This window comes from Nocardia sp. NPDC059195 (genome assembly GCF_042754695.1).
Taxonomy (GTDB): Bacteria; Actinomycetota; Actinomycetes; order Mycobacteriales; family Mycobacteriaceae; genus Nocardia.
The window spans coordinates 1-20177 of the sequence record NZ_JBHZBG010000048.1 but is presented as its reverse complement, the minus strand read 5'-3'; the positions used below and the strand labels follow the sequence as shown (position 1 = coordinate 20177).

Below are 20177 nucleotides of genomic sequence, written 5' to 3'. Positions count from 1 at the left end.
GCCGTGCGCCGGAATCGGCGACAGCCCACGGTGCGGCCGCGCGGATGCGGAGACGACGCTGACCTCGCGGGCACCGTGGATCGACTGTGCGCCGGCATTTTCGTCGCGCGGTGCTGACGAATCGCGGCCGCTCGAGCGCGCTTCGCTCGCATCGAGAGGCCGCATCGAACAGCCCCGTCATATCGAGCAGCGGTCACATCGAGCAGCGTCGGTCACATCGAGCAGGCACGAGCGGACGCGGCAGGCGCGGGCTTGGGAGCCGGTGCCGGTGCCGACAACTCGTCGCCTAGTTGATGCGCGCGGACAGCGCACGACGAAGTCCGTGCACTGGGTGAGGGAGAGTTCAGAAACCGATCGCGAGCGGGGGAGCGCGGGTGCGCAGCGACTGCGTGGCGAAGATTCGCAGGATGACGCGATCGCGGTGGACCAGGAGCAACGGCGCCGGGTCGGGGATGCGAGGAGTGCGGTAGCGCAGGGGCAGGATGCGCGCCAGAACGGCGCTGCCGATCCGATACGCGGCCTCGGCGCCGACGATCACCACGGCCGCGAGCAGCGCGGCGACGGTGTGGGCGGTGAGCATGCCGAGCCCGAGGGAATCGTCGGGCGCGTGCGAATGCCCGGACCAGCTCATCGTGGAGTGGCCGATCAGCTGACCGCCCAGCAGCACCGCCGCCAATCCGAGCGCACCGTCGCGCAGCCGGCCGACCCCGGCGACGAGCGCGCCGACGACGGCCGAGGCCGCCGCCAGCAACACGATCGCCGTGCTACCCGGCAGCGACCCACCGGCCGCCACGCCGTGTGCGGCCAACGACAGCGCACCCGACATCGAACCCGCGCAGGCACCACGCAGCCGCGCGCCGACAGCACGCGACGGCGCGGACGCCTGCTCGAACCCGATGATCACGCGCTGATGATAGTCGACCGCCATCGCCCGCCCGAAACGATCGGGCGGACTATGGTTGCCTGCTCAGTCCGCGTCGACCGCCATCTCGATCAGCGGCTTGCGCAGTAGCTTGCCGGTCGCGTTGCGGGGCAGTTCGTCGACGAAGATCACCTCGCGCGGCACCTTGTAGCGGGCCAGGTTCTCGCGGACGAAGTCCTTGATCTCCTTGGCATCCCGCGTGGACTCCGGGCCGGGCACCACGATCGCGCGCAGGCGTTTGCCGTAGTCGTGGTCGTCGACACCGACGACCGCCGCCTCGAACACGTCGGCGCGACCCGCGATGAGGTTCTCCACTTCCAGGGGGAAGACGTTCTCGCCGCCGGAGACGATCATGTCGTCGTCGCGGCCGTCGATGAAGAGCAGCCCGTCGGCATCGAAATGGCCGACGTCGCCGCTGGACATCATCCCGTCGACCATCTCCTTGGTCCGCCCGTCGGTGTACCCGGTGAACGCGAAACCGTTGTCCACGAAGATCGTTCCGGTGACGTTCGGCGCGGTGATCGGCTTGCGGTTCTCATCGAGCAACACGATCCGGATGCCGACCGGTGCCTTGCCCGCGGTGGTCGGCGCCTTGCGCAGATCCTCGGGGGTGGCCACGGTCATCACCGCGCATTCGGTGGACCCGTAGAGGTTGTAGAGCGAATCACCGAAGTAGTCGAGGGTGCGGGTCACCACGTCGGGCGCGATCGCCGAGCCCGCGGCGAAGATGACCTTCATCGTCGACGGGTCGTACTTCGCCAGGATCTGCTCGTCCAGATCGAGGATGCGCTGCAACATGGTCGGCACCACGACCAGCGAATCCGCCTGGTACTTCACCACATTGGCGAGGGTCTGCTCCGGATCGAACCGGCGCTGCTGGAAGATGACTCGGTTCCCGAGGGCGAGCCCGAGGGTGAACTGCGACAGACCGGTGCCGTGGAAGATCGGCGCCGCCATGATCATGGTGCCGTTGTTGGGCAGCGGCACCCGATCCACGAACTGCGCCGAGGCGAACGGGCTCACCTTGTCGCGCGGTGCGCCCTTGGGGGTGCCGGTGGTGCCGCTGGTCAGGATCACCATGCCGCCGGGCTTGCTCGGCGCGGCGACCGCGGCGTTGGAACGGCCCGCCGACAGCGACGCCACGGTCGGGATCGACGGGTCGGCTCCGTGCGCTTCATCGACCCAGGTGAGCACGCGCGGGATCTCGGTGGGGATGGCGCTCATCAGGTCGAGGAACTCGCTGTCGTGCAGCACCGCCTTGACCTTCTCGCGGGCGGCGACATCGGCGAACTGCGGCTTGGCGAACCCGGTGTTCATCAGCACCGCGCGCACGCCGAGCTTGCCCGCCGCGAGCAGGCTCAACACCATGCCGCGATGGTCGCGGGCCAGCACGGCGACCACGTCGCCCTCGCTGATCCCGCTGGCGCGCAGGCCGCGGGCGAACGCGTTGGCCTGTGCGTCGAGTTCGCCGAAGGTGATCTCACCCAGTTCGTCGACGATCGCGCCCGCCTGCGGCCTGCTCTGCGCGGCATGCATGACGACGCCGGCGAACGGGCCGAACTTCGAGACATTGCGGAAGGAACGGGCAGCGTGGTCGAGGCGCAGCGGGTTGAACAGCTTGCGATCCACCATGACCTTGACGCCGAGCGCGAGATCACCCGCACGTCGGGCGGTGGTACCTAGCGCGGGCAGAGACAGAGACATCGAACAGCCTTCCGGCAGACCGAGCCCGCGCGGAACCGCAGGCCGGACCGCGTCTTCGAGATCCAGTGCTGTCGCTAACACTAGCAAGCGATCCGGCCGTACTCTACTCCGTAGTAACCTCGGGCTTATCCCTGTGAGACCTCATAGTCGATGAGGGTGCGGCGCACGATCTTGCCGGTGGCGTTGCGGGGCAGTTCGTCGAGGAAGATCACCTCGCGCGGCACCTTGAACCTGGCCAGATTCGCCCGGACGTGCGCCTGGATCTCGGCGGCCTCGATCGCCTGACCCTCTTCGAGAACGACGAAGGCGCGCAAGCGTTTTCCGAATTCCTGGTCATCGACGCCGATCACCGCCACGTCGAAGATCTCGGGCCGCTCGACCAGCAGGTTCTCGACCTCCTGCGGGTACACGTTCTCGCCACCGGAGACGATCATGTCGTCATCGCGGCCGTCGACCATGAGCAGCCCGGTCTCGGTGAAATGGCCCATGTCGCCGCTGGACATGAAACCGTCGATGATCTGCTTGTGCCTGCCGTCGGTGTAGCCCTCGAACGGCGCGCCACTGCGCACGAAGATCCGGCCGCGGGCGCCCGGTGTCGTGACCGGTTGGTCCTGGTCGTCGTAGAGGCGGACCTCGCAGGTGATCGGCGACCGGCCGACCGTCCCCGGCGCTTCCGCCAGCTCGGCCGGGTTCGCGATGGTCGCGATGGCCACCTCGGTCGACCCGTAGAGGTTGTAGAGCACCGGCCCGAAGGCCTCGGTGGCGCGGATGCACAGCTCCGGGGTGAGCGCGGAACCGGCGAAGAGGATGACCTTCAGCGACGACAGGTCGTATTTCGCGCGGACCTCCGGCGGCAGCTCGGTCATCCGGTGCAGCATCGTCGGCACGCAGACGAGCATCTCGACCTTGTGCTCGGCGATCGCGGCGAGGGTGGCCTCGGCGTCGAATCGGCGGCGCATGACGATCTTGTTCGACAGGATCGAGTTGACCAGCCAGGTGCCGAGACCCGTGCTGTGGAAAATCGGCGACACGATCATCGCCGTGCCCCGCCTCGGGAAGGGCACGCGGTCGACGAACTGCGCGGTAGCCATCGGTGTGACCTTGGTGCGCGGTGCGCCCTTGGGCAGGCCGGTGGTGCCGCTGGTGAGGATGATGAAGCCGCCCGGCTTGCTCGGCGCGGGCAGATCCTCGGTGGCGTTGTTCGCGATGAGGTCGTCGAATGTCGTCGCGCCGGCGGGCAGCGCGGTGCCTTCGTCGACCCACGTGAGGTAGCGCGGCAGGTCGGCGGGCAGCGCGTCGAGCAGGGCGAGGAACTCGCTGTCGTGCAGTACCGCGCGCACGTTCTCGCGTTCGCAGACCTCCGCGAACTGCGGCTTGGCGAAGCCGGTGTTCATCAGCGCGATCCGCGCGCCCAGCTTGCCCGCCGCGATCATCGACATGATCAGGCCGCGGTGATCGCGGGCCAGCACGGCGATGACCGTGCCCTCGCCGATGCCCGCTTCACGTAGGCCGCGGGCGATGGCGGTGGACTGCTCGTCGAGTTCGCGGTAGGTGAGTTCACCGCGCTCGTCCACGAGGGCCACCTGATCGGGGGCGACACGGGCCGAATGGCGCACGAGGGTGGCCTGCGGGCCGTAGATCTTCGATTCCTTCATCGTCCGCAGGGTCTCCAGCGGCTTCTTGGGATCAGAGACACCGCGTGCGCGCAGCACGCCGATCGCCTTCACGCTTTCGAGCAGATGTGACACGTTCACTCGACTACCTCCGCTGCATTGATCACTCGACGCTCACCGTAGCAGTCGATGTGCCTTGCGTCACAGTAGTCTATCCGGACAATTAGGACATCTTGTGAAGACGCCGCCCAGGTCAGCGCTGCGCGGCCGCCAGCGCGGCGAGTAGCGGGATGAGCCTGCCCTCCGGCACCTCGAAACGGCCGAGGCCCGCGGTCTGCAACCAGCCGACCGCGGCGAGCTGGCGCAGATGCTGGTAGATGTCGGCCGAGGTGCCGAGCTCTTCGATGGCGGCGAGATCGGCGGCGGTCCTTCGGCCGTAGACGATCTCCTGCAACAGTCGTAGTCGCACCGGGTTCGCCAGTGCGGCAAGGCAATTGGCGGCCTCGATGGTCCATACATCGCCGACGATGGCATCGGTGGCGTACTGGGCCTGCCAGTCGAATCGCTCGCCGGTCGGCAGTTGCAGCGCGCCCGCGAGCAGCACACCGCCGGTGCGTTGCCCGGCGTCGGCGAACTCCTGCCGCAGCCGGGCCACCGCCCACGGCAGCTGCGCGTCCTCGGGTCGCGCGCTCTCCAGGGCGGCAACGCGGCGTTCCAGTTCTTCGAGTCGGTCGACCAGTTCCTCCACGCCGGTCAACCTACGCCACACCGAAGCTGTTGCGCTGCATCATCGAAACGACAACGCACCCCGGGACCGAGTGGACCCGGGGTGCGTGGTGGCCGAAAGTTACCGCGTGACAGCGCCGAACGAGGGCTGCTGGATGGTGCCGAGCTGGTAGGCGAACCCGTCCGGGTGCGCCTCGCTGACCGGCACGGACCAGCGGTGCCACAGGTTGCCGAAGACCGCGGCCACGATGAGCCCGCCGCCGGTGTTCAGCGATGCGGTGCGGATGGTGGTGTCGACCGGCACGTCCTGGTGTTCGGTCAGGACCGCGGTGCCGCTCTGCCCGCTGGACAGATTCAGCCACATGACCTCGAGCTTGGCGCCGGCCTGATTGGGCGAGATGGTGCCTGGCCCGCCGAAGAAGCCGAAGCGGAAGCCGTCGATATCGAGGGCGATGCCCGAGCCGTATACCCCGGCTCCGCCGCCGTTCTGGCCGATATCGGAGGTCGCGGGGATCTGGTACGGCTGCGCGGGCAGTGCGACGTCGACGGTGCCGGTGGCGGTGAGCTTGTCGAGGGCGGCGAGTGCGCCCGGATTGTCCGCCACTGTCGTGCGCAGCTGCGCGACGGCCGAGGCCACGTCGACAGTCTGTGGCGTCGGATCCGCGACCGCGGGGCCCGCGAAGACGATGGCGGCGGCGGCCGAGGTGACGGCTACCGCGGTGGTGAAGCGACGCATGAAACTCAGATGATGCATAACCAGCTCTCCTAGAGTGTTCCTGGTACTGCTTTTCCGGGTAATTCGTCCGCTGTGTGTCGGTCGGGAGTGCTAGCTGCCGACCGCCTGTGCACCGTACCGACAGCAGGTGTGGGCTCGATCACTACCCCGGGGAAAGCCGAGTTCAGGACCTCGAGAGGTCGGCTATGGCATGTTCGCGATCTCTACTTTGTAGCCGCGATACAGCTCGGGTTTGGCGGTGAGGACCGGCATGTCCAGATTCTGCGCGGTGAACACCACGGGCGCGATCAGCGGCCAGTCGAGGTGGTCGTCGGCGATCGGCACCGTGGTGCCGATGCGGATGGCGGTGGGCGCGTCGAGTTCGGCCCAGCGCACGGCAACGCGATTGTCGAGTAGTCGCCCGAGTTCGTCGATGTTGTCGACAGCGCGCATCGCGGCCATCAGACTCACGGTGGGCACCACCAGGATTCGGCGCTGCTGGGTGAACTGGCGCATGATCACCTGCCCGAACAGCGGCGACAATGCCAGCGAGGTGAGCGCGGTGTGATCGGCGACGCTCACTGGCGACTGTCCAGCGCGCCCATCAGCTTGCTCAGTTTGGCTTCGGCCTCGGCGATGTCTTCCGCGCAATGCTGGGTGATCCTGGCGTCGAGCTTGCCCAGGATCTGCTCGCGCAGATCATCGTTGAAGTACGCGGGGGGCAACGCCCCGTGCCGCAACACCTCAGCAGGTACCACCGCGACCAATTCTTTCCCCTCCCGCGTCACGATCACCGGCCGTCCGCTCACGGACACCCCGTCGAAAACACTACCGAGCTGACCACGTAACTCGGTCAGCGGCACACTGTCGTAATCGGCCATAGTCAACTGTACATCGCTGTGTACAGTCCTGCTTCCGATGAGACAAGACGGCCCGCCGCAACGATTGGCCGGCGGGTCGTCGATGTTCAGCTGATCACTCAGGCGACTTTGCGGGCCGGTTCGCTGCGGTAGCGGGTGACCGGGCCGTCGATGCCGAGCAGGCGCCAGGTGCGCTTGGCGACCGGGTTCATCAGGCCGCTGTTGGTGGCGAGGGCGCGCACGTCACCGAAGATATTGCGCATCGTGATCTGCGATTCCTCGCTGCTCCAGTACGCGTCACGCATGACCTCCGCCGGAATGTCGAACTTCTCGACGAATTCCTTCGGCGGCGTCATGATCATGTCGAGCATCAATCGCATCGCGATCGGGAAAGCCACGGAGAGAACCGATTTCGCGATCGGGTTCATGCCGGGCACGTTCCGTCGCAGGTATTCGTGAGCGAAGGAGATGTGCCGGGCTTCCTCGGCCACGTGGATCTGCATGACCCGCTGCACCATCGGATGCAGGTCGACGCCGGCGCGCAGCAGCGACTTCTGCAGGTGGTCGATCGGCTCCTCGCCGCCGAGGATCATCGTGAAGAACAGCTCGGGAAAGTACTTCACCGCGGGCCAGATGGCCATCGTCAGTTTGCGATCGATGGTGCCCATGCCGACCACATCGCGATAGCCGATGCGGTTGATCATCTCCTGGAACATCATCGTGTGGTTGCACTCTTCGGCAGCCTCGTGGGTGATGTAGCGGAATTCCGGGTCGCCGTTGGGGACCGACACCAGGTACTGCATCAGGCCACGGATCAGCAGCTGCTCGAAATCCAGCCCGACCTTGGCGATACCGGCCTGGCGCCACATGCCGATGGCGATCTGCTTCTCGATCGGCTGGGCTTTGTACCAGGGGTGACGGCCGAGCGGGTCCTCATCGGGCATGATCCAGCGCGGGTCGTCGCTGTGCACGGCGAATTCCGGTGAGTCCCAGTCGATGTCGACGTAGGGATCGAAGTGCCGGTTGACCGAACCTTCGGACAGGTTGCGCAGGATCTCGTGGTACTCGGGATCGGTGGCGGTGTTCTTGGTTGTCGACAGCATCGGTGGTGTCTCCTTTGGTGTGGCGCAGACTCCACTTTATATGAGACTCGGAGTCCCACACAACCCCGCGGGGGTTGGATTCGCCCTTGCGATGCGATCTACCAGCGCCGACGTAGGATGAAACGTCGTAGGACACGCGGTTGACCGGTCAGCCAGCGCACCTGGCTGTGAACGGGCGGGACCCACATCGGTCGCGCACCGAGAGAGCGAGGAATCCGATGGCTCGTTCAACTCCTGCCAAGGCCGTCTGGCCGACCCTGCGCGTCGATTCCTGGTCCGATACCCGCGACACCCTGCACATGTGGTCGCAGATCATCGGCAAGCTGAAATTGGCGGGGACACCGTTGGTCAACCACTGGTGGAATGTCACGTTCGCGGTGAGCGCGCGCGGGCTGGCGACCGGTGCGATTCCCGTCGACGGCCGCCTGCTCGACATCGAATTCGACTTCGCCGACCACGAACTGGTCTTGCGCAGCAGCGACGGCCGCCACGCGGCGATCGCCCTGCGCCCGCGCACGGTCGCCGACTTCTACGCCGAGCTCGGCCACGTACTCGGTCGGCTCGACATCGTGGTCGACATCGAGGCGTCGCCGAACGAGGTCGATCCGGCCATCCCGTTCGCCGAGGACACCACCCACCACTCCTACAACGCGGACGCCGTCCACCTGTTCTGGCAACAGCTTGTCCAGATCGAGCGAGTCTTCCAGCTCTGGCGCGCCGGTTTCGCCGGGAAATCCAGTCCGGTGCAATTCTTCTGGGGTTCCTTCGACCTGGCTTGCACGCGCTTCTCCGGCCGTCCCGCGCCCCTGCACCCCGGCGGCGCCCCGAACTGCGCCGACTGGGTGATGGAAGAGGCGTACTCCCGCGAATGCGCCAGCGCAGGCTTCTGGCCCGGCGGTACCGAGGGCACCTTCTACGCCTATTCCTATCCCGCTCCCGACGGCTACTCCGACCGTCCCGCAGGCCCCGACGGCGCCCAGTGGGACACCACGCTCGGCGAATTCGTCCTCCCCTACGAATCAGTCCGACATTCCCCCGACCCGGATGCCACCCTTCTGAACTTCCTGAACACCACCTACGCCTCCGCCGCTGAGCTGGCGCACTGGGATCGCCCTCTCCTCGAAGTCGACCCCCACCGCCTCAACCGTCAACTCCATGTCGACGATACGACCGCGCTCTGACACTCGACGGCTAGCGCGAAATCACAACTCCCGCAACAGTTCGGTCAGCAGCGTGGGGTCCACGCGATAGGGCGTGTTGAAGCCGAGTCGCTCGACGATTCCGTCGTAGCGCTCGTGCAGTTGCTCCGCCGCGCGGGCGGGGTCGGTGGCCGTTATCGCGACGGCGTCGAGGAAATCGTCGTCGATGAGGTCGGCCATCCGATCCCATTCCCCGTTCTTGGACATACCTTTGAGCCGGGGTCCGAGTTCGGCTCGATCGTGCAGCTCGAGAATCGGCCAGTAGGCCGGTGTCGATCCGTAGAACGCCAGCTGCTTGCGGATGGCCTGCCTGGCCGCGGCGAGTTCGCTCGCCGATCTGCCAGTCGCGATCATCGCCGAATGGTGGATCACGATGTCGCCTACGGGTTTCCGCGCGCGCACCGCACCCTGCGCCAAGGCGGGCAGGGTCACCTCGCGCAGAAATCTCGGCGTGCAGAACGGGTGCGACATGAATCCATCGGCGACTTCGCCCGCGACCGCGGTCATCGCCGGCCCCACGCCCGCGAGATAGATCGGCGGCGGGCCGAACCCGGCCACCTCGGCGGCCGCGGGGCGGAACAGCGGCGGCATCAGGGTGTGCTGATAGAACTCGCCCTGGTAGTCGAGCCGCCCGCCCTGCTCCCAGCTCGCCCAGATGGCGCGCACCGCCAGCACCATGTCACGCATCCGGTCGGCCGGTCGGCTCCATGGCATCGAGTAGCGCCGGGTGATGTGCGCGCGGATCTGGCTACCGAGGCCGAGCACGAACCGGCCGCGGGAGAACGCCTGTAGATCCCAGGCGATGGTGGCGAGCAACAACGGATTCCGGGCGAACGCCACCGCGATCGAGGTACCCAGCTCGACCCGCTCGGTGTGCTCGGCGGCGAGCAACAACGGCAGAAACGGGTCGTGCGCCCCTTCGAACGTCCAGATGCCCGCGTACCCCGCGCTCTCGGCGGCCGTGGCATCCTTGCCCATCGTGGCGAGCCCGCCGGTCAACGTCGTATCGATCCTCACAACGCACCAATCCCATCACCGTCGTCTGCCGCTGGTCCAGCGGTGTTCGTGACAGCGCTGAACAATTCGGCCATCACCGTATCGCCGCGCGGACCCGATCCGGGCCGATCCGGCAAACGCCCGCCGGAAACGACAAACCGGCGCGAGTCGGGATGACTCGCACCGGTGTGTCGTTGTCTACCAGGTCACTTCAGCTCGGAGCTGGTCTTTCCGAGCACGCGGCGAGCCACGATCAGCTGCTGGATCTGCTGGGTGCCTTCGAAGATGTCGAGAATCTTCGAGTCGCGGGCCCACTTTTCGAGCAGGGTGCGCTGGGAGTAGCCGATGGTGCCGGCGAGCTCTACTGCCTTGAGGGTGACGTCCGTGCCGGTGCGGCCTGCCTTGGCCTTGGCCATCGAGGCCTCGAGCGAGTTCGGCTTCTTGTTGTCGGCCATCCAGGCGGCACGCAGGGAGAGCAGGTAGGCCGATTCGTAGTCGGCTTCCATGCGCAGGAATTCAGCGGCCGCGGCGGACTGGTTCATCGCGGGGGTGTCGTAGGAGATCTCGATACCCGCCTCGGTGAGGATGGTGCGCAGTTCCTCGAGAGCGGCGCGGGTGACACCGACGGCCATGGCAGCCACGAGGGGGCGGGTGTTGTCGAAGGTCTGCATGACCCCGGCAAAGCCCTTCTCCACGTTGACTTCCGGCGAGCCGAGGATGTTGTCGGCGGGGATCCGGCAGTCCTGCAGCAGCAGCACGGCGGTGTCGGAAGCCTTGATGCCGAGCTTGTGCTCGAGCCGTGCCACCGACAGGCCCGGAGCGCCACGCGGGACGACGAAGGACTTGATCGCGGCGCGACCGAGGCTCTTGTCCACCGAGGCCCACACCACGATGTGGGTGGCACGCTCGCCGCAGGTGACGAAGATCTTCTCGCCGTTGAGCACCCACTCGTCGCCGTCGAGGGTGGCAGTGGTGGTGACGGCGGCGGAGTCGGAACCGAAGGACGGCTCGGTGATCGCCATCGCGGCCCACACCTTGCCGAAACGCGCCAGCTGCTCGTCGGTCGCGACGGCGGCGATCGCGGCGTTGCCCAGTCCCTGGTAGGGGATGGTGAGCATCAGGCCGACATCGCCCCACGAGGTCTCGAGGGAGTTGAGCAGCGCGGACATGTTGCCGCCGTTGGCATTGGCGGTCAGGTCCGAGGTGGCCTCGTCGTTACGGCCGCCCGCGGCGCCGCCGATCTTCTGGGTGCCGGAGTCGGCGAGCCCTTCGATCATGGCCGCCATCGTGTCGAGCTCGACCGGGTACTCGTGCTCGGCGAGGTCGTACTTGCGGGAAATGGGACGGAAGATCTGCGAGGCGACCTGGTGGGCCTGGTTGGCGCTCGCCTTCAGCTTCTTGGGGAGTTCGAGATTGATCATGAGGGGGCTCCTGGAAGGTGAGAAACGGGCCTAGACCAGCACGATGCCTTCGGCGACACCGACGGAACGAAGGTCGCGGTACCACCGCTCGACCGGGTGTTCCTTGGTGAAGCCGTGACCGCCGAGCAGCTGCACGCCGTCCAGACCGATCTGCATGCCCTTGTCGGTGGCCAGCTTGCGCGCCAGCGCTGCCTCACGGGCGAACGACAGACCCTGTTCGGCGCGCGACGCGCCACGCAGGGTGACCAGGCGAAGGCCGTCGAGCTCGATCGCCATGTTGGCGACCATGAACGCCACCGCCTGACGGTGCGAAATCGGCTCGCCGAACGCTTCGCGCTCGTTCACGTAAGGAATCACGTAGTCGAGCACGGCCTGGCCGGTACCGATGGCCAGCGAGGCCCAGCCGAGCCGGGCCAGCTGCACCGCGTCGCCGTACTCGGCGGCACGGGTCTTGGCGTCGCTGTCGCCGAGGATGGCGTCGGCACCGACGGCCACGTTGTCCAGGATCAGTCGACCCAGGCCCGCGGCGCGCAGACCCATGCTCGGGTCGGCTTCCACGGACAGTCCGGCGCTGTCGGACTCGACGATGAACAGCGCGGGGCGCCCGTCGAGCTCGGCGGCCACGATGAACAGCTCGGCATCGGCGGCGGCCGGGACCAGGCTCTTCACACCGGTGAGCTTGAAGCCGCTGGGGGAGCGAACGGCCTTGGTCTGCAACGCGAACGGGTCGAACAGGGCGCGCGGCTCGTTGATCACCACGGACGCCTGCGGGACGGCATCGCCGGTGAAGGCGGGCAGGTAGGTCTGCTGCTGGGCGTCGGTGCCCCACTGCGACAGGGCCACAGTGACACCGCTCGGCGCCAGAATCGGCAGCGCCAGGCCCATATCGCCGTGTGCGAGCGCCTCGGCCACCAGGGAGTTGGTGACAGCGCCGCGCTCGGAAGCCGCGCCTTCCAGCTCCTCGGGGACGTTGATCAGGGTGATGCCGAGTTCGGCGGCGCGCTCGAGCAGATCGCGCGGAGCCTTGGCGGCATGGTCGGCGTCGTAGGCCGCGGGGCGCAGGATCTCGCCCGCGAAATCTCGCACGGTCTCGACGATCATCTGCTGCTCGTCGGACGGGGTCAGGTCGAAGTAGCCCTTGGTCTTGGACTCGTTGTCGACCAGTCGCTTGGGCTCACCGCCGCCTGCCACCTTGGCGAACGCCCGAGTAGCGGCACCCAGGGTGCGGAACCCGGTCTTGGTGCCCTCGTAGGTGACTCGCTCGATCGGCTTGCGCAGGTTGTACTTCTCCGCGAGCTCCGACCCGGTAATGGTCGTCAATGTGCGCATCGCGGCGCCCATCCAGTCCCGTTTGGGCTGGCTGAGGCCGACCGCGGACGTGTCGTTCGGACGTCGCTTCGTCGCGCTGTCTCGAGTGCTCATCATCACCTGATTTCCTCGGCTGTCGGGGTGCCTTCGACCCCACCATCTTACTCTTCGGTAAGTCTATCTTACTCCAGAGTAAGATGTGCGCTGACTCGTTGTGGGATAGCCGACGTCTGTCACGCTGGTCTGGTGCCCGTCATAGCGTCGGTTTTCGCGCTGGTTCTGCTGGCGACCTCAGGGCGTTACGGCTACCACCGCGACGAGCTGTACTTTCTGGCAGCTGGTCGGCGACTGGACTGGTCTTACCCCGATCAGCCGCCGTTGTCGCCGTTTCTGGCCAGATTCATGGCTGCGGTCGATCCCGATTCGTTATGTGTCATGAGATTGCCCGCGATCGTCGCGGCCACGTTCATCGTGGTGTGTGCGGGATTGATCGCGGGGGAGTTGGGCGGTGGGCGTGGCGCGCGAGCGCTGGCCGCCGGTGCCGTCGCGAGTTCCGCGCTGGTCATGGGCGCGGGGCACCTGCTGGGGACGACGGTGTTCGATCTGGCGGCCTGGTCGCTGATCTGTCTACTGGTGTTGAAGCTCGGGCGGGATCCGCGATGGTGGTTGTTGATCGGGCTGGTCGTCGGGATCGGACTGCAGAACAAGGTGTTGCTGATCGTGCCGGTCGGCGTGCTGGCCGCGGCGCTGGCCCTGGCAGGTCAACGAAAGCTGTTCGCTACCAGGTGCTTCGGGTTCGCTGTCGGGATGGCGCTGGTGTTGTGGCTGCCATATCTGTGGTGGCAGGCGGGCAACGGGTGGCCGCAGTGGGAGCTGAGCAGGGCGATCGCCGGTGGTTCGTCGGGGACCTCGGATTCGCCGATCATGTTCGTGCTCTTGCAGTTCGGGCTGTTCGGGCCGTTGCTGGTTCCGCTGTGGGGGTACGGGTTGTGGCGGTTGTGGAACTCGCGATGGCGGGCGTTTCCGCTGACCTACGCGGTGCTGTTCGTGGTGTTTCTCGTGACCGGCGGAAAGGCGTACTACCTCGGCGGGATGTATCCGGTGCTGCTCGCGGCCGGTGCTGTCGGCCTGTGCCGATGGCTGGCCGATGACCGAAAGCGATGGGCGGCCCTCACTTCGGTGATCGTGGTGAACGCGGTGATGTCGGCGCTGCTGTTCCTGCCGGTGCTGCCGATCGCGTGGCTGCGGGACTCGCCTGTCCTCGCTATCAACTACGACGCGGGCGAGACCATCGCCTGGCCCCGCTACGTCGAACAGATCGCGGCAGCGCGCCCACCCGGCGCCCCCATCCTCACCGCCAACTACGGCGAGGCGGGCGCGATCGAGCGCTACGGCCCCGAATACGCCCTGCCCACGCCATATTCCGGCCACAATGCCTACTGGTGGTGGGGGCCTCCGCCGGACACCGCGACGGAGGTACTCACCGTCGGCATCGACCGCGAACGACTCACCGAGCTCTGCTCGATCGTGGAGCCCGCGGGCACCCTCGACAACGGCCTCGGCATCGACAACGACGAACAGGGCGAGCCGATGTTCGTCTGCCGCAACCCGATCCGGCCCTGGTCTCAGGTGTGGCCGCAGTTGCGCACGCTCGGGTGACCCGGCGCATTCGCGCATCCGCCGCCGCGGGGCTCGGCGCGAGTCTCGCCCAGGCCGGGGGAGCGCCCGTGACGGGCCCGAAGCCCGGTAGGGACGGCGATCGGCACGCTTGGTGTCCGTATCGGTGAGGCGCGGCGGTACCGATCGAGTCGGTCCGCCGCGCGCACCGCTATTCGCGCACGTAGTAGCGCAGGGTGAGGTAGGCGGTGACGGCGGCGAAGACGATGCCGACGGGGGCGATCGTCAGGGCCACCACCGCGATGTCGTCGCCGGTGATGCGCGGGAAGACATTGCTGTCGAACAGTGGGCCCAGCGCCCGGTCGATCACCAGGGGCCGGGCGATCACCAGTCCGAGGATCGCGAGTACCGAACCGACGAAGGCGGCCGCGACCGCTTCGAGGAGGAACGGTAGCTGCGTGTACCAGCGGGTCGCGCCGACCAGTCGCATGATGCCGACCTCCGTGCGCCGCGTGAACGCGGCGATCTGCACCATGTTCAGCACCAGCAGCATCGCGGCCAGCGCCATCACCAGCGCCAAGCCGAACGCGGCATTGCGTAGCCCGTCGAACAGGCTGGTCAACCGGTCGACGAACTCCTTGTCATTGGCCACGATCCGCACACCTGGCCGGGTCGCGAAGCTGTCGTAGATGTGCTGATACTGATCGGCATCGGTCATCTTCACCCGCAACGAGGCAGGCAGCGGCGAGTCGGCGATGTACTGCACCATTTCCGGCTGGTCCGCGAACAGTTTCTTCGCCTCTTCCAGCGCGTCGGCGCGGTTGAGGAACTGCACGCTCTCCACGCCGGAGGTCTGCTTGAGGTCGGCGAGCAGCGACTTGCACGGGTCGGCGGCGCAGTCGGGATCGGTGTCGGAGACCGCGTCGTCGAGGTAGAAGCGCACCTCGAGGCGGCCGATGAAGAAGTTCTCGGTCTTGTCGGCCATCCGCACCGACAGCATGCCGCCGCCGAGCATCATCAGCGACACCGCCGTGGTCAGGATCATCGCGATGGTCATCGTGAGATTGCGGCGCAAGCCGTCGACGACCTCGGTGAACAGAAAACTCAGTCGCATTATCGACCCACCCCGTAGACGCCGGTCGCTTCGTCGCGCACGAGTCTGCCGTGGTCGAGTTCGACCACCCGCCTTCGCATGGCGTCGACGATGTGATTGTCGTGGGTGGCCATCAGCACCGTGGTTCCCACCCGATTGATCCGTTCCAGCAAGGCCATGATGTCGGCGCTGGTGTCGGGGTCGAGGTTGCCGGTCGGCTCGTCGGCGAGCAGGACCAGCGGCCGGTTGACGAACGCGCGCGCGATCGCCACCCGCTGCTGCTCACCACCGGACAACTCCGAGGGCAACCGCTGCCCCTTACCGCCGAGCCCGACCATGTCGAGCACCTCGGGCACCGTCCGTTCGATGAACTGACGACGCTTGCCGATCACCTCCAGCGCGAACGCGACGTTCTGTTCCACGGTCTTCTGCTGCAACAGCCGGAAATCCTGGAACACGCAGCCGATCCGCTGCCGCAACTTGGGCACCTTGCGCCCCGGCAACTTGTCGACCCGGAAGTCGGCGACCCGGATCTCGCCCGATGTCGGCGCCTCTTCCTTGAGCAGCAGTCGCATGAAAGTCGACTTGCCCGAACCGGACGGGCCGATGATGAAGACGAACTCGCCTTTTTCCACATCGACGGAAACATTGTCCAGCGCCGGTCGCGTCGAGGTCGGGTACGACTTGCTCACGTTGCGCATGGTGATCACGGGGAGCCAGTGTAACCAGCGATGCGGGCGTCCCAGCCGGACGCGACGCGCCGATCAGCGTTCGGGTTCGGAATTCACCCAGGTCGGGACCGCATTGAGGAACGTCGTTGGACCGTCCGCCGCCTTATCGGTGGGTTTGACGAACACGTACACGACAAACGTCGACAGCCACGCCGCCATCAGGATCGCTGTGGACTTACGTGGTTTCACTGATTCCCTCCTTACGCAGGGCCGCGGCGACGCGTACGCGCAGTTCGCGGCCCACTTCGAATTGTTTGCCCGGCAATGTGCGGGCAACCATCCGGATGTTCATCACGTCGAGCGAGAGATCTTCGACACCCATCACCGACGGCTCGTCGAGGAGCAGTGGTTTGAGGCGACGATCCTGGTAGGCCTTCTGGCATACCTCGTGCAGGATCTCGTTGATCTTGGTGATGTCGGCCTGCGTGGACACGGGTACATCGATCGCGGCACGCGCCCAATCCTTGGACAGATTGGTGACTTTCACGATCTGCCCGTTGGGGACGATGATCACCTCGCCGTCGGAGTTACGCAGCGTGGTGATGCGCAGGGTCACGTCCTCGACCGTGCCCTCGGCCGGATCGGCGGAACCGATCACCGCGATCTCCACCACATCACCGAAGCCGTATTGGCGTTCGGTGATGATGAAGAACCCGGCCAGAATGTCCTGGACGATGCGCTGCGCGCCGAAACCGAGCGCGGCGCCGAGCACCGCCGCGGGCGCGACCAGTCCGGTCACCGCGAAGCCGAGCCTGCGCAGCACCTCCATGCCGACCAGCACGTACACGATCGTCAGCACCACCCAGGTGACCACCTGGGCCAGCGCGTGACGGTGCTTGGCCGCTTCGGTCCGGACCAGGGCGTCGCTCGTCTGGAAACCCGAGTCGATCTTGGTGGTCACCCGGTCGCGCAGGAACGCGGCGAACCGGCCGAACAGCATCGCGCCGACGATCAGCAGAACGATTTCGAGCCCGCTGGAACGCAACCAGCTGGTGATCTCGGATCCGCTGTTGGCCGCGAGGACGTCGGTCATCGCGTCTCCTTCATGGACCTGTACAGGCACAGTTTCGGTTCGGTCGAACGCACACCAGAAAGGTTACAGGTCGGTCACGGCGTGCGGTCAAACGTGCTGAAGCACACGGTTTGTGAGCGAACAGCTGGCTACGCGTCGTCCTGATCGCGCATCCGCCAACGGATTCCGGATTCGATGAAGCCATCGATGTCACCGTCGAGCACCGCGGTCGGGTTGTTGACTTCGTGGTTGGTGCGCAGGTCCTTGACCATCTGGTACGGGTGCAGGACATACGAGCGCATCTGGTTGCCCCACGAGGCGCCCTCGTTGGTCTTGAGCGCGTCCATCTGGGCGCGCTCCTCCTGGCGCTTGCGCTCGAGCAGCTTGGCCTGCAGCACGCGCATGGCCGAGATCTTGTTCTGCAGCTGCGACTTCTCGTTCTGGCAGGTGACGACGATGCCGGTGGGGATGTGGGTCAGGCGCACCGCGGAGTCGGTGGTGTTGACCGACTGGCCGCCGGGGCCCGACGAGCGGTACACGTCGACCCGGATCTCGCCCTCGGGGATCTCGATGTGGTCGGTGGTCTCCACCACGGGCAGGACCTCGACCTCGGCGAAGGAGGTCTGGCGGCGGCCCTGGTTGTCGAACGGGCTGATCCGGACCAGGCGGTGCGTGCCCATCTCCACCGACAGCGTGCCGTAGGCGTACGGCGCCTTCACCGCGAAGGTCGCGCTCTTGAGGCCGGCCTCTTCGGCGTAGGAGGTGTCGTACACCTCGACGGGGAACTTGTGCCGCTCGGCCCAGCGGATGTACATGCGCATCAGCATCATGGCCCAGTCGGCGGCGTCGACGCCGCCTGCGCCGGAACGGATGTTGACCAGCGCGTCACGCTTGTCGTACTCGCCGGAGAGCAGGGTGCGCACCTCCATCGCCTCGATGTCCTCACGCAGGGTCGCGCGGTCGGCGTCGGCGTCGGCGGTGGCTTCGGCGGCGGCCGCGTCTTCTTCGGCCTCGGCCAGTTCGTAGAGCACCGGCAGGTCCTCTAGACGCTGGCGCAGATCTTCGACGCGGCGCAATTCGCTCTGCGCGTGCGAGAGCTCGCTGGTCACCTGCTGGGCGTGCTCCTGGTTGTTCCACAGCTCGGGATCGGCGGCCTGGTGCTCGAGCTCGTCGATGCGGCGGCGTAGCTCCTCGACATCGAGGACCGACTCGACCGTCTTGAGCGTGGTGTCGAGTTCGGCGAGGTCGGCGATAACGTCAGGATGCACGATGTCCTAGGTTACCGGTCCTCACCGACACCGCGGTGATCGGGACAATCGGGCAGCGGGCCCCGTGGCGGCCGCCGCGATTTCGGTCAGCTCGCGATGGCGCGCAGGCCGCCGGGGCGGCGTCCGACCAGCTGGTCCAGCGCGCTTGCGCTGGCCTCGTCGGCGGGGAGCAGGACGTAGAGCGACTGGTCGTCGTCGATGGACAGATCCAGTGATTCGTAGGCCAGCCGCAGCGTGCCCGCCTCGGGATGGCGCAGGCGGTTGATCCCACCCGACGGTGGCAGTCCGGGCAGGGTCGCGAGGCGATCGGTGAACGCGCTACCCGCGGTGACGGTGAGTTCGTCGACCAGGGCGGCGACCATCGGGTCGGCGCGGTACGGGCCCTGTTTGAGCGAGGCGACCAGCTTGTCGGCGGCGGCGTCCCAGTCCGGGTACAGCTCGCGGGCACCGCGGTGGGTGAAGACGAATCGGGCGACGTTGGCGGGTTCGCCCTGCTCGAACAGGCCGCTGGGCGCCATCAGCTTCCGATAGCCCTCGGTGCAGGCCAGTATCTCGGTGAAGCGGTTGGTGATCGCGGCGGGCGCGGGTTCGAGCTGGGCGAGCACGGCCAGGATCGTGGGGCGCACCGTGCGGTTCGGGCCCTGCTCGGCGGCGCCGCAACTGAAACCGGACGCCCCTTTGCTGAGTTGGTGCAGGTGGACGCGTTCGCGCGGGCTCAGCCGCAGCGTCTCGGCGAGCGCGGACAACACCTGGGCGGAGGGATGGCTGTCGCGACCCTGCTCGAGCCGGATCAGGTATTCGACACTGACGTCCGCGAGCATCGCGACCTCCGCGCGACGCAGACCCGGCGTGCGCCTGCGTGGCCCGGCGGGCAGCCCGACCTCGGCGGGGGAGACAGACTCGCGGCGGGTCCGCAGGAACAGTCCGAGTTCGTTGTCGCTCACCTCATCGACGGTACCCAGCTCGGCGTGGCGGAGAGTGGCCGTGCCACTACCACTCTCAGCGTGGTCTCCCTGCGATGCTCACGGTCCGCGAGATTTGGTCGTGCCGGCTGATCGGGCCGGTTCCACGACAGAGGAGAACATCGTGTCCACAGTGAAGCTCGCGATCATCATCGGCAGTGTCCGCGACGGCAGGTTCGGCCCCGTGGTCGCGAACTGGTTCGCGCAGCAGGTCGACGACCGCTTCGAGGTCGACATCATCGACCTCGCCGAGGCCGATCTGCCTGCCGGGCTGCCCGCAGTGTCGCCCATGCTCGACCCCGACCCGGTGCGTCCGGTCGGCATGCGCGATCTCACCGCGCGACTCACCGCCGCCGACGCCTACGTGATCGTCACTCCCGACTACAACCGCAGCTACCCCGCCGCCCTCAAGTCCGCCATCGACTGGCACTTCACCCAGTGGGACGCCAAGGCCATCGGCTTCGTCGGCTACAGCGGCGCGTCCGGTGGGCTCCTGGCGATCGAGCACCTGCGCCAGATCTTCAACGAACTCAACGCCCACACCGTGCGCAACTACGTTTCGTTCCCGCGTTACTACCTGCTCTTCGACGAGAACGGACAGCTGCGCGACCCGCATGAGCCCGAAGAGGCCGCCATGGCGTTGCTCGACCAGTTGCATTGGTGGACAAGCGCTCTGGTCGCGGCGAAGTCGGCCCAGGTCGCAGCCTGACCCAACTACACCCCAAATCCGCCATGCCCGCACTCCCAACCACACCCACACCCCAAATCCGCCATGCCCACACTCCCAACCACACCCACACCCCAAATCCGCCATGACCGCACTCCCAACCCCCACCCGCGACCCCTGGGGAGCGGCGGCCACGAAGTGGCCGGTCCGCGGCCGGGTCGCCGATCAGGGCTCGAAAGCGCTACGCCGAAGGCGTTAGT

General features: G+C 66.8%; 20 protein-coding genes. 3 read left to right on the top strand and 17 right to left on the bottom strand.

Annotated features, from left to right (window positions below; genetic code table 11):
• Nucleotides 1-343: 343 nt before the first annotated feature.
• The 8 genes from ACFXKN_RS32740 to ACFXKN_RS32705 all read right to left on the bottom strand — a co-directional run bounded on the left by ACFXKN_RS32740 (nt 344) and on the right by ACFXKN_RS32705 (nt 7643).
• On the bottom strand, nt 344-904 hold the full coding sequence (locus tag ACFXKN_RS32740; RefSeq protein ID WP_379434683.1) for a hypothetical protein: 561 nt from the start codon (nt 902-904) through the stop codon (nt 344-346).
• Nucleotides 905-967: 63 nt separating this feature from the next.
• Nucleotides 968-2626 carry an acyl-CoA synthetase gene (locus tag ACFXKN_RS32735; protein ID WP_378953013.1) on the bottom strand — a complete coding sequence of 553 codons (1659 nt, stop codon included), beginning with the start codon at nt 2624-2626 and terminating at the stop codon, nt 968-970.
• A gap of 125 nt (nt 2627-2751) precedes the next feature.
• Nucleotides 2752-4380 carry an acyl-CoA synthetase gene (locus tag ACFXKN_RS32730; protein WP_379434680.1) on the bottom strand — a complete coding sequence of 543 codons (1629 nt, stop codon included), beginning with the start codon at nt 4378-4380 and terminating at the stop codon, nt 2752-2754.
• A 112-nt stretch (nt 4381-4492) separates the two neighbouring features.
• Nucleotides 4493-4987: a helix-turn-helix domain-containing protein gene (locus ACFXKN_RS32725; protein WP_378953019.1), complete on the bottom strand. Its 495-nt coding sequence runs from the start codon at nt 4985-4987 to the stop codon at nt 4493-4495.
• A 99-nt stretch (nt 4988-5086) separates the two neighbouring features.
• Nucleotides 5087-5719: a hypothetical protein gene (locus tag ACFXKN_RS32720; RefSeq protein ID WP_378953022.1), complete on the bottom strand. Its 633-nt coding sequence runs from the start codon at nt 5717-5719 to the stop codon at nt 5087-5089.
• A 165-nt stretch (nt 5720-5884) separates the two neighbouring features.
• Nucleotides 5885-6262, bottom strand: coding sequence for a hypothetical protein (locus ACFXKN_RS32715; RefSeq protein ID WP_378953027.1), 378 nt, complete (start codon nt 6260-6262; stop codon nt 5885-5887).
• Nucleotides 6259-6561 carry a type II toxin-antitoxin system Phd/YefM family antitoxin gene (locus ACFXKN_RS32710; RefSeq protein ID WP_378953030.1) on the bottom strand — a complete coding sequence of 101 codons (303 nt, stop codon included), beginning with the start codon at nt 6559-6561 and terminating at the stop codon, nt 6259-6261. The genes ACFXKN_RS32715 and ACFXKN_RS32710 overlap by 4 nt, the downstream gene beginning before the upstream one ends.
• Nucleotides 6562-6659: 98 nt before the next feature.
• Nucleotides 6660-7643: a diiron oxygenase gene (locus ACFXKN_RS32705; protein ID WP_379434677.1), complete on the bottom strand. Its 984-nt coding sequence runs from the start codon at nt 7641-7643 to the stop codon at nt 6660-6662.
• A gap of 218 nt (nt 7644-7861) precedes the next feature.
• Here ACFXKN_RS32705 and ACFXKN_RS32700 point away from each other — a divergent pair, with 218 nt between their 5' ends.
• Nucleotides 7862-8824 (top strand): DUF5996 family protein, encoded by a 963-nt coding sequence (locus ACFXKN_RS32700; RefSeq protein WP_379434675.1) that lies wholly within the window; start codon nt 7862-7864, stop codon nt 8822-8824.
• 21 nt (nt 8825-8845) lie between these two features.
• On the opposite strand, the gene ACFXKN_RS32695 is transcribed toward ACFXKN_RS32700, so the two are convergent.
• From ACFXKN_RS32695 to ACFXKN_RS32685, 3 genes are all read right to left on the bottom strand, one after another.
• Nucleotides 8846-9859 carry a TIGR03617 family F420-dependent LLM class oxidoreductase gene (locus ACFXKN_RS32695; RefSeq protein ID WP_379434673.1) on the bottom strand — a complete coding sequence of 338 codons (1014 nt, stop codon included), beginning with the start codon at nt 9857-9859 and terminating at the stop codon, nt 8846-8848.
• A 185-nt stretch (nt 9860-10044) separates the two neighbouring features.
• Nucleotides 10045-11259, bottom strand: coding sequence for an acyl-CoA dehydrogenase family protein (locus tag ACFXKN_RS32690; RefSeq protein ID WP_379434671.1), 1215 nt, complete (start codon nt 11257-11259; stop codon nt 10045-10047).
• A gap of 30 nt (nt 11260-11289) precedes the next feature.
• Nucleotides 11290-12684, bottom strand: coding sequence for an acyl-CoA dehydrogenase family protein (locus ACFXKN_RS32685; RefSeq protein ID WP_378953044.1), 1395 nt, complete (start codon nt 12682-12684; stop codon nt 11290-11292).
• 129 nt (nt 12685-12813) lie between these two features.
• On the opposite strand from ACFXKN_RS32685, the gene ACFXKN_RS32680 reads away from it, so the two are divergent.
• Nucleotides 12814-14226 (top strand): glycosyltransferase family 39 protein, encoded by a 1413-nt coding sequence (locus ACFXKN_RS32680; RefSeq protein WP_379434669.1) that lies wholly within the window; start codon nt 12814-12816, stop codon nt 14224-14226.
• Nucleotides 14227-14395: 169 nt separating this feature from the next.
• Here ACFXKN_RS32680 and ftsX read toward each other — a convergent pair whose 3' ends face one another.
• The 6 genes from ftsX to ACFXKN_RS32650 form a co-directional block, all read right to left on the bottom strand.
• On the bottom strand, nt 14396-15298 hold the full coding sequence (gene ftsX / locus ACFXKN_RS32675) for a permease-like cell division protein FtsX (RefSeq protein WP_378953048.1): 903 nt from the start codon (nt 15296-15298) through the stop codon (nt 14396-14398).
• Nucleotides 15298-15987, bottom strand: a complete 690-nt coding sequence (gene ftsE / locus ACFXKN_RS32670) for a cell division ATP-binding protein FtsE (protein WP_378920855.1) — start codon at nt 15985-15987, stop codon at nt 15298-15300. Before ftsE ends, ftsX begins: the two co-directional genes overlap by 1 nt.
• A 54-nt stretch (nt 15988-16041) precedes the next feature.
• Nucleotides 16042-16197, bottom strand: coding sequence for a hypothetical protein (locus tag ACFXKN_RS32665; protein WP_379434666.1), 156 nt, complete (start codon nt 16195-16197; stop codon nt 16042-16044).
• On the bottom strand, nt 16184-17041 hold the full coding sequence (locus tag ACFXKN_RS32660; RefSeq protein ID WP_378953053.1) for a mechanosensitive ion channel family protein: 858 nt from the start codon (nt 17039-17041) through the stop codon (nt 16184-16186). The genes ACFXKN_RS32665 and ACFXKN_RS32660 overlap by 14 nt, the downstream gene beginning before the upstream one ends.
• 128 nt (nt 17042-17169) lie before the next feature.
• Complete coding sequence (gene prfB, locus ACFXKN_RS32655; RefSeq protein WP_378953055.1) at nt 17170-18288, bottom strand: peptide chain release factor 2; 1119 nt, start codon at nt 18286-18288, stop codon at nt 17170-17172.
• 86 nt (nt 18289-18374) lie between these two features.
• The gene (locus tag ACFXKN_RS32650; RefSeq protein WP_379434664.1) at nt 18375-19232 is read right to left on the bottom strand and encodes a helix-turn-helix transcriptional regulator; all 858 of its coding nucleotides are present in this window, start codon (nt 19230-19232) and stop codon (nt 18375-18377) included.
• A 142-nt stretch (nt 19233-19374) separates the two neighbouring features.
• Between ACFXKN_RS32650 and ACFXKN_RS32645 the strand changes: the two genes are divergently transcribed.
• Nucleotides 19375-19959: an NADPH-dependent FMN reductase gene (locus ACFXKN_RS32645; protein ID WP_378953059.1), complete on the top strand. Its 585-nt coding sequence runs from the start codon at nt 19375-19377 to the stop codon at nt 19957-19959.
• Nucleotides 19960-20177 lie beyond the last annotated feature (218 nt).

What these genes read in the sequence shown, in the direction of transcription:
- ACFXKN_RS32685 (WP_378953044.1), bottom strand. Translation starts at nt 12,684, where the DNA reads ATGATGAGCACTCGAGACAGCGCGACGAAGCGACGTCCGAACGACACG.
- ACFXKN_RS32710 (WP_378953030.1), bottom strand. Translation starts at nt 6,561, where the DNA reads ATGGCCGATTACGACAGTGTGCCGCTGACCGAGTTACGTGGTCAGCTC.
- ACFXKN_RS32700 (WP_379434675.1), top strand. Translation starts at nt 7,862, where the DNA reads ATGGCTCGTTCAACTCCTGCCAAGGCCGTCTGGCCGACCCTGCGCGTC.
- ACFXKN_RS32690 (WP_379434671.1), bottom strand. Translation starts at nt 11,259, where the DNA reads ATGATCAATCTCGAACTCCCCAAGAAGCTGAAGGCGAGCGCCAACCAG.
- ACFXKN_RS32720 (WP_378953022.1), bottom strand. Translation starts at nt 5,719, where the DNA reads ATGCATCATCTGAGTTTCATGCGTCGCTTCACCACCGCGGTAGCCGTC.
- ACFXKN_RS32735 (WP_378953013.1), bottom strand. Translation starts at nt 2,626, where the DNA reads ATGTCTCTGTCTCTGCCCGCGCTAGGTACCACCGCCCGACGTGCGGGT.
- ACFXKN_RS32660 (WP_378953053.1), bottom strand. Translation starts at nt 17,041, where the DNA reads ATGACCGACGTCCTCGCGGCCAACAGCGGATCCGAGATCACCAGCTGG.
- ACFXKN_RS32705 (WP_379434677.1), bottom strand. Translation starts at nt 7,643, where the DNA reads ATGCTGTCGACAACCAAGAACACCGCCACCGATCCCGAGTACCACGAG.
- ftsX (WP_378953048.1), bottom strand. Translation starts at nt 15,298, where the DNA reads ATGCGACTGAGTTTTCTGTTCACCGAGGTCGTCGACGGCTTGCGCCGC.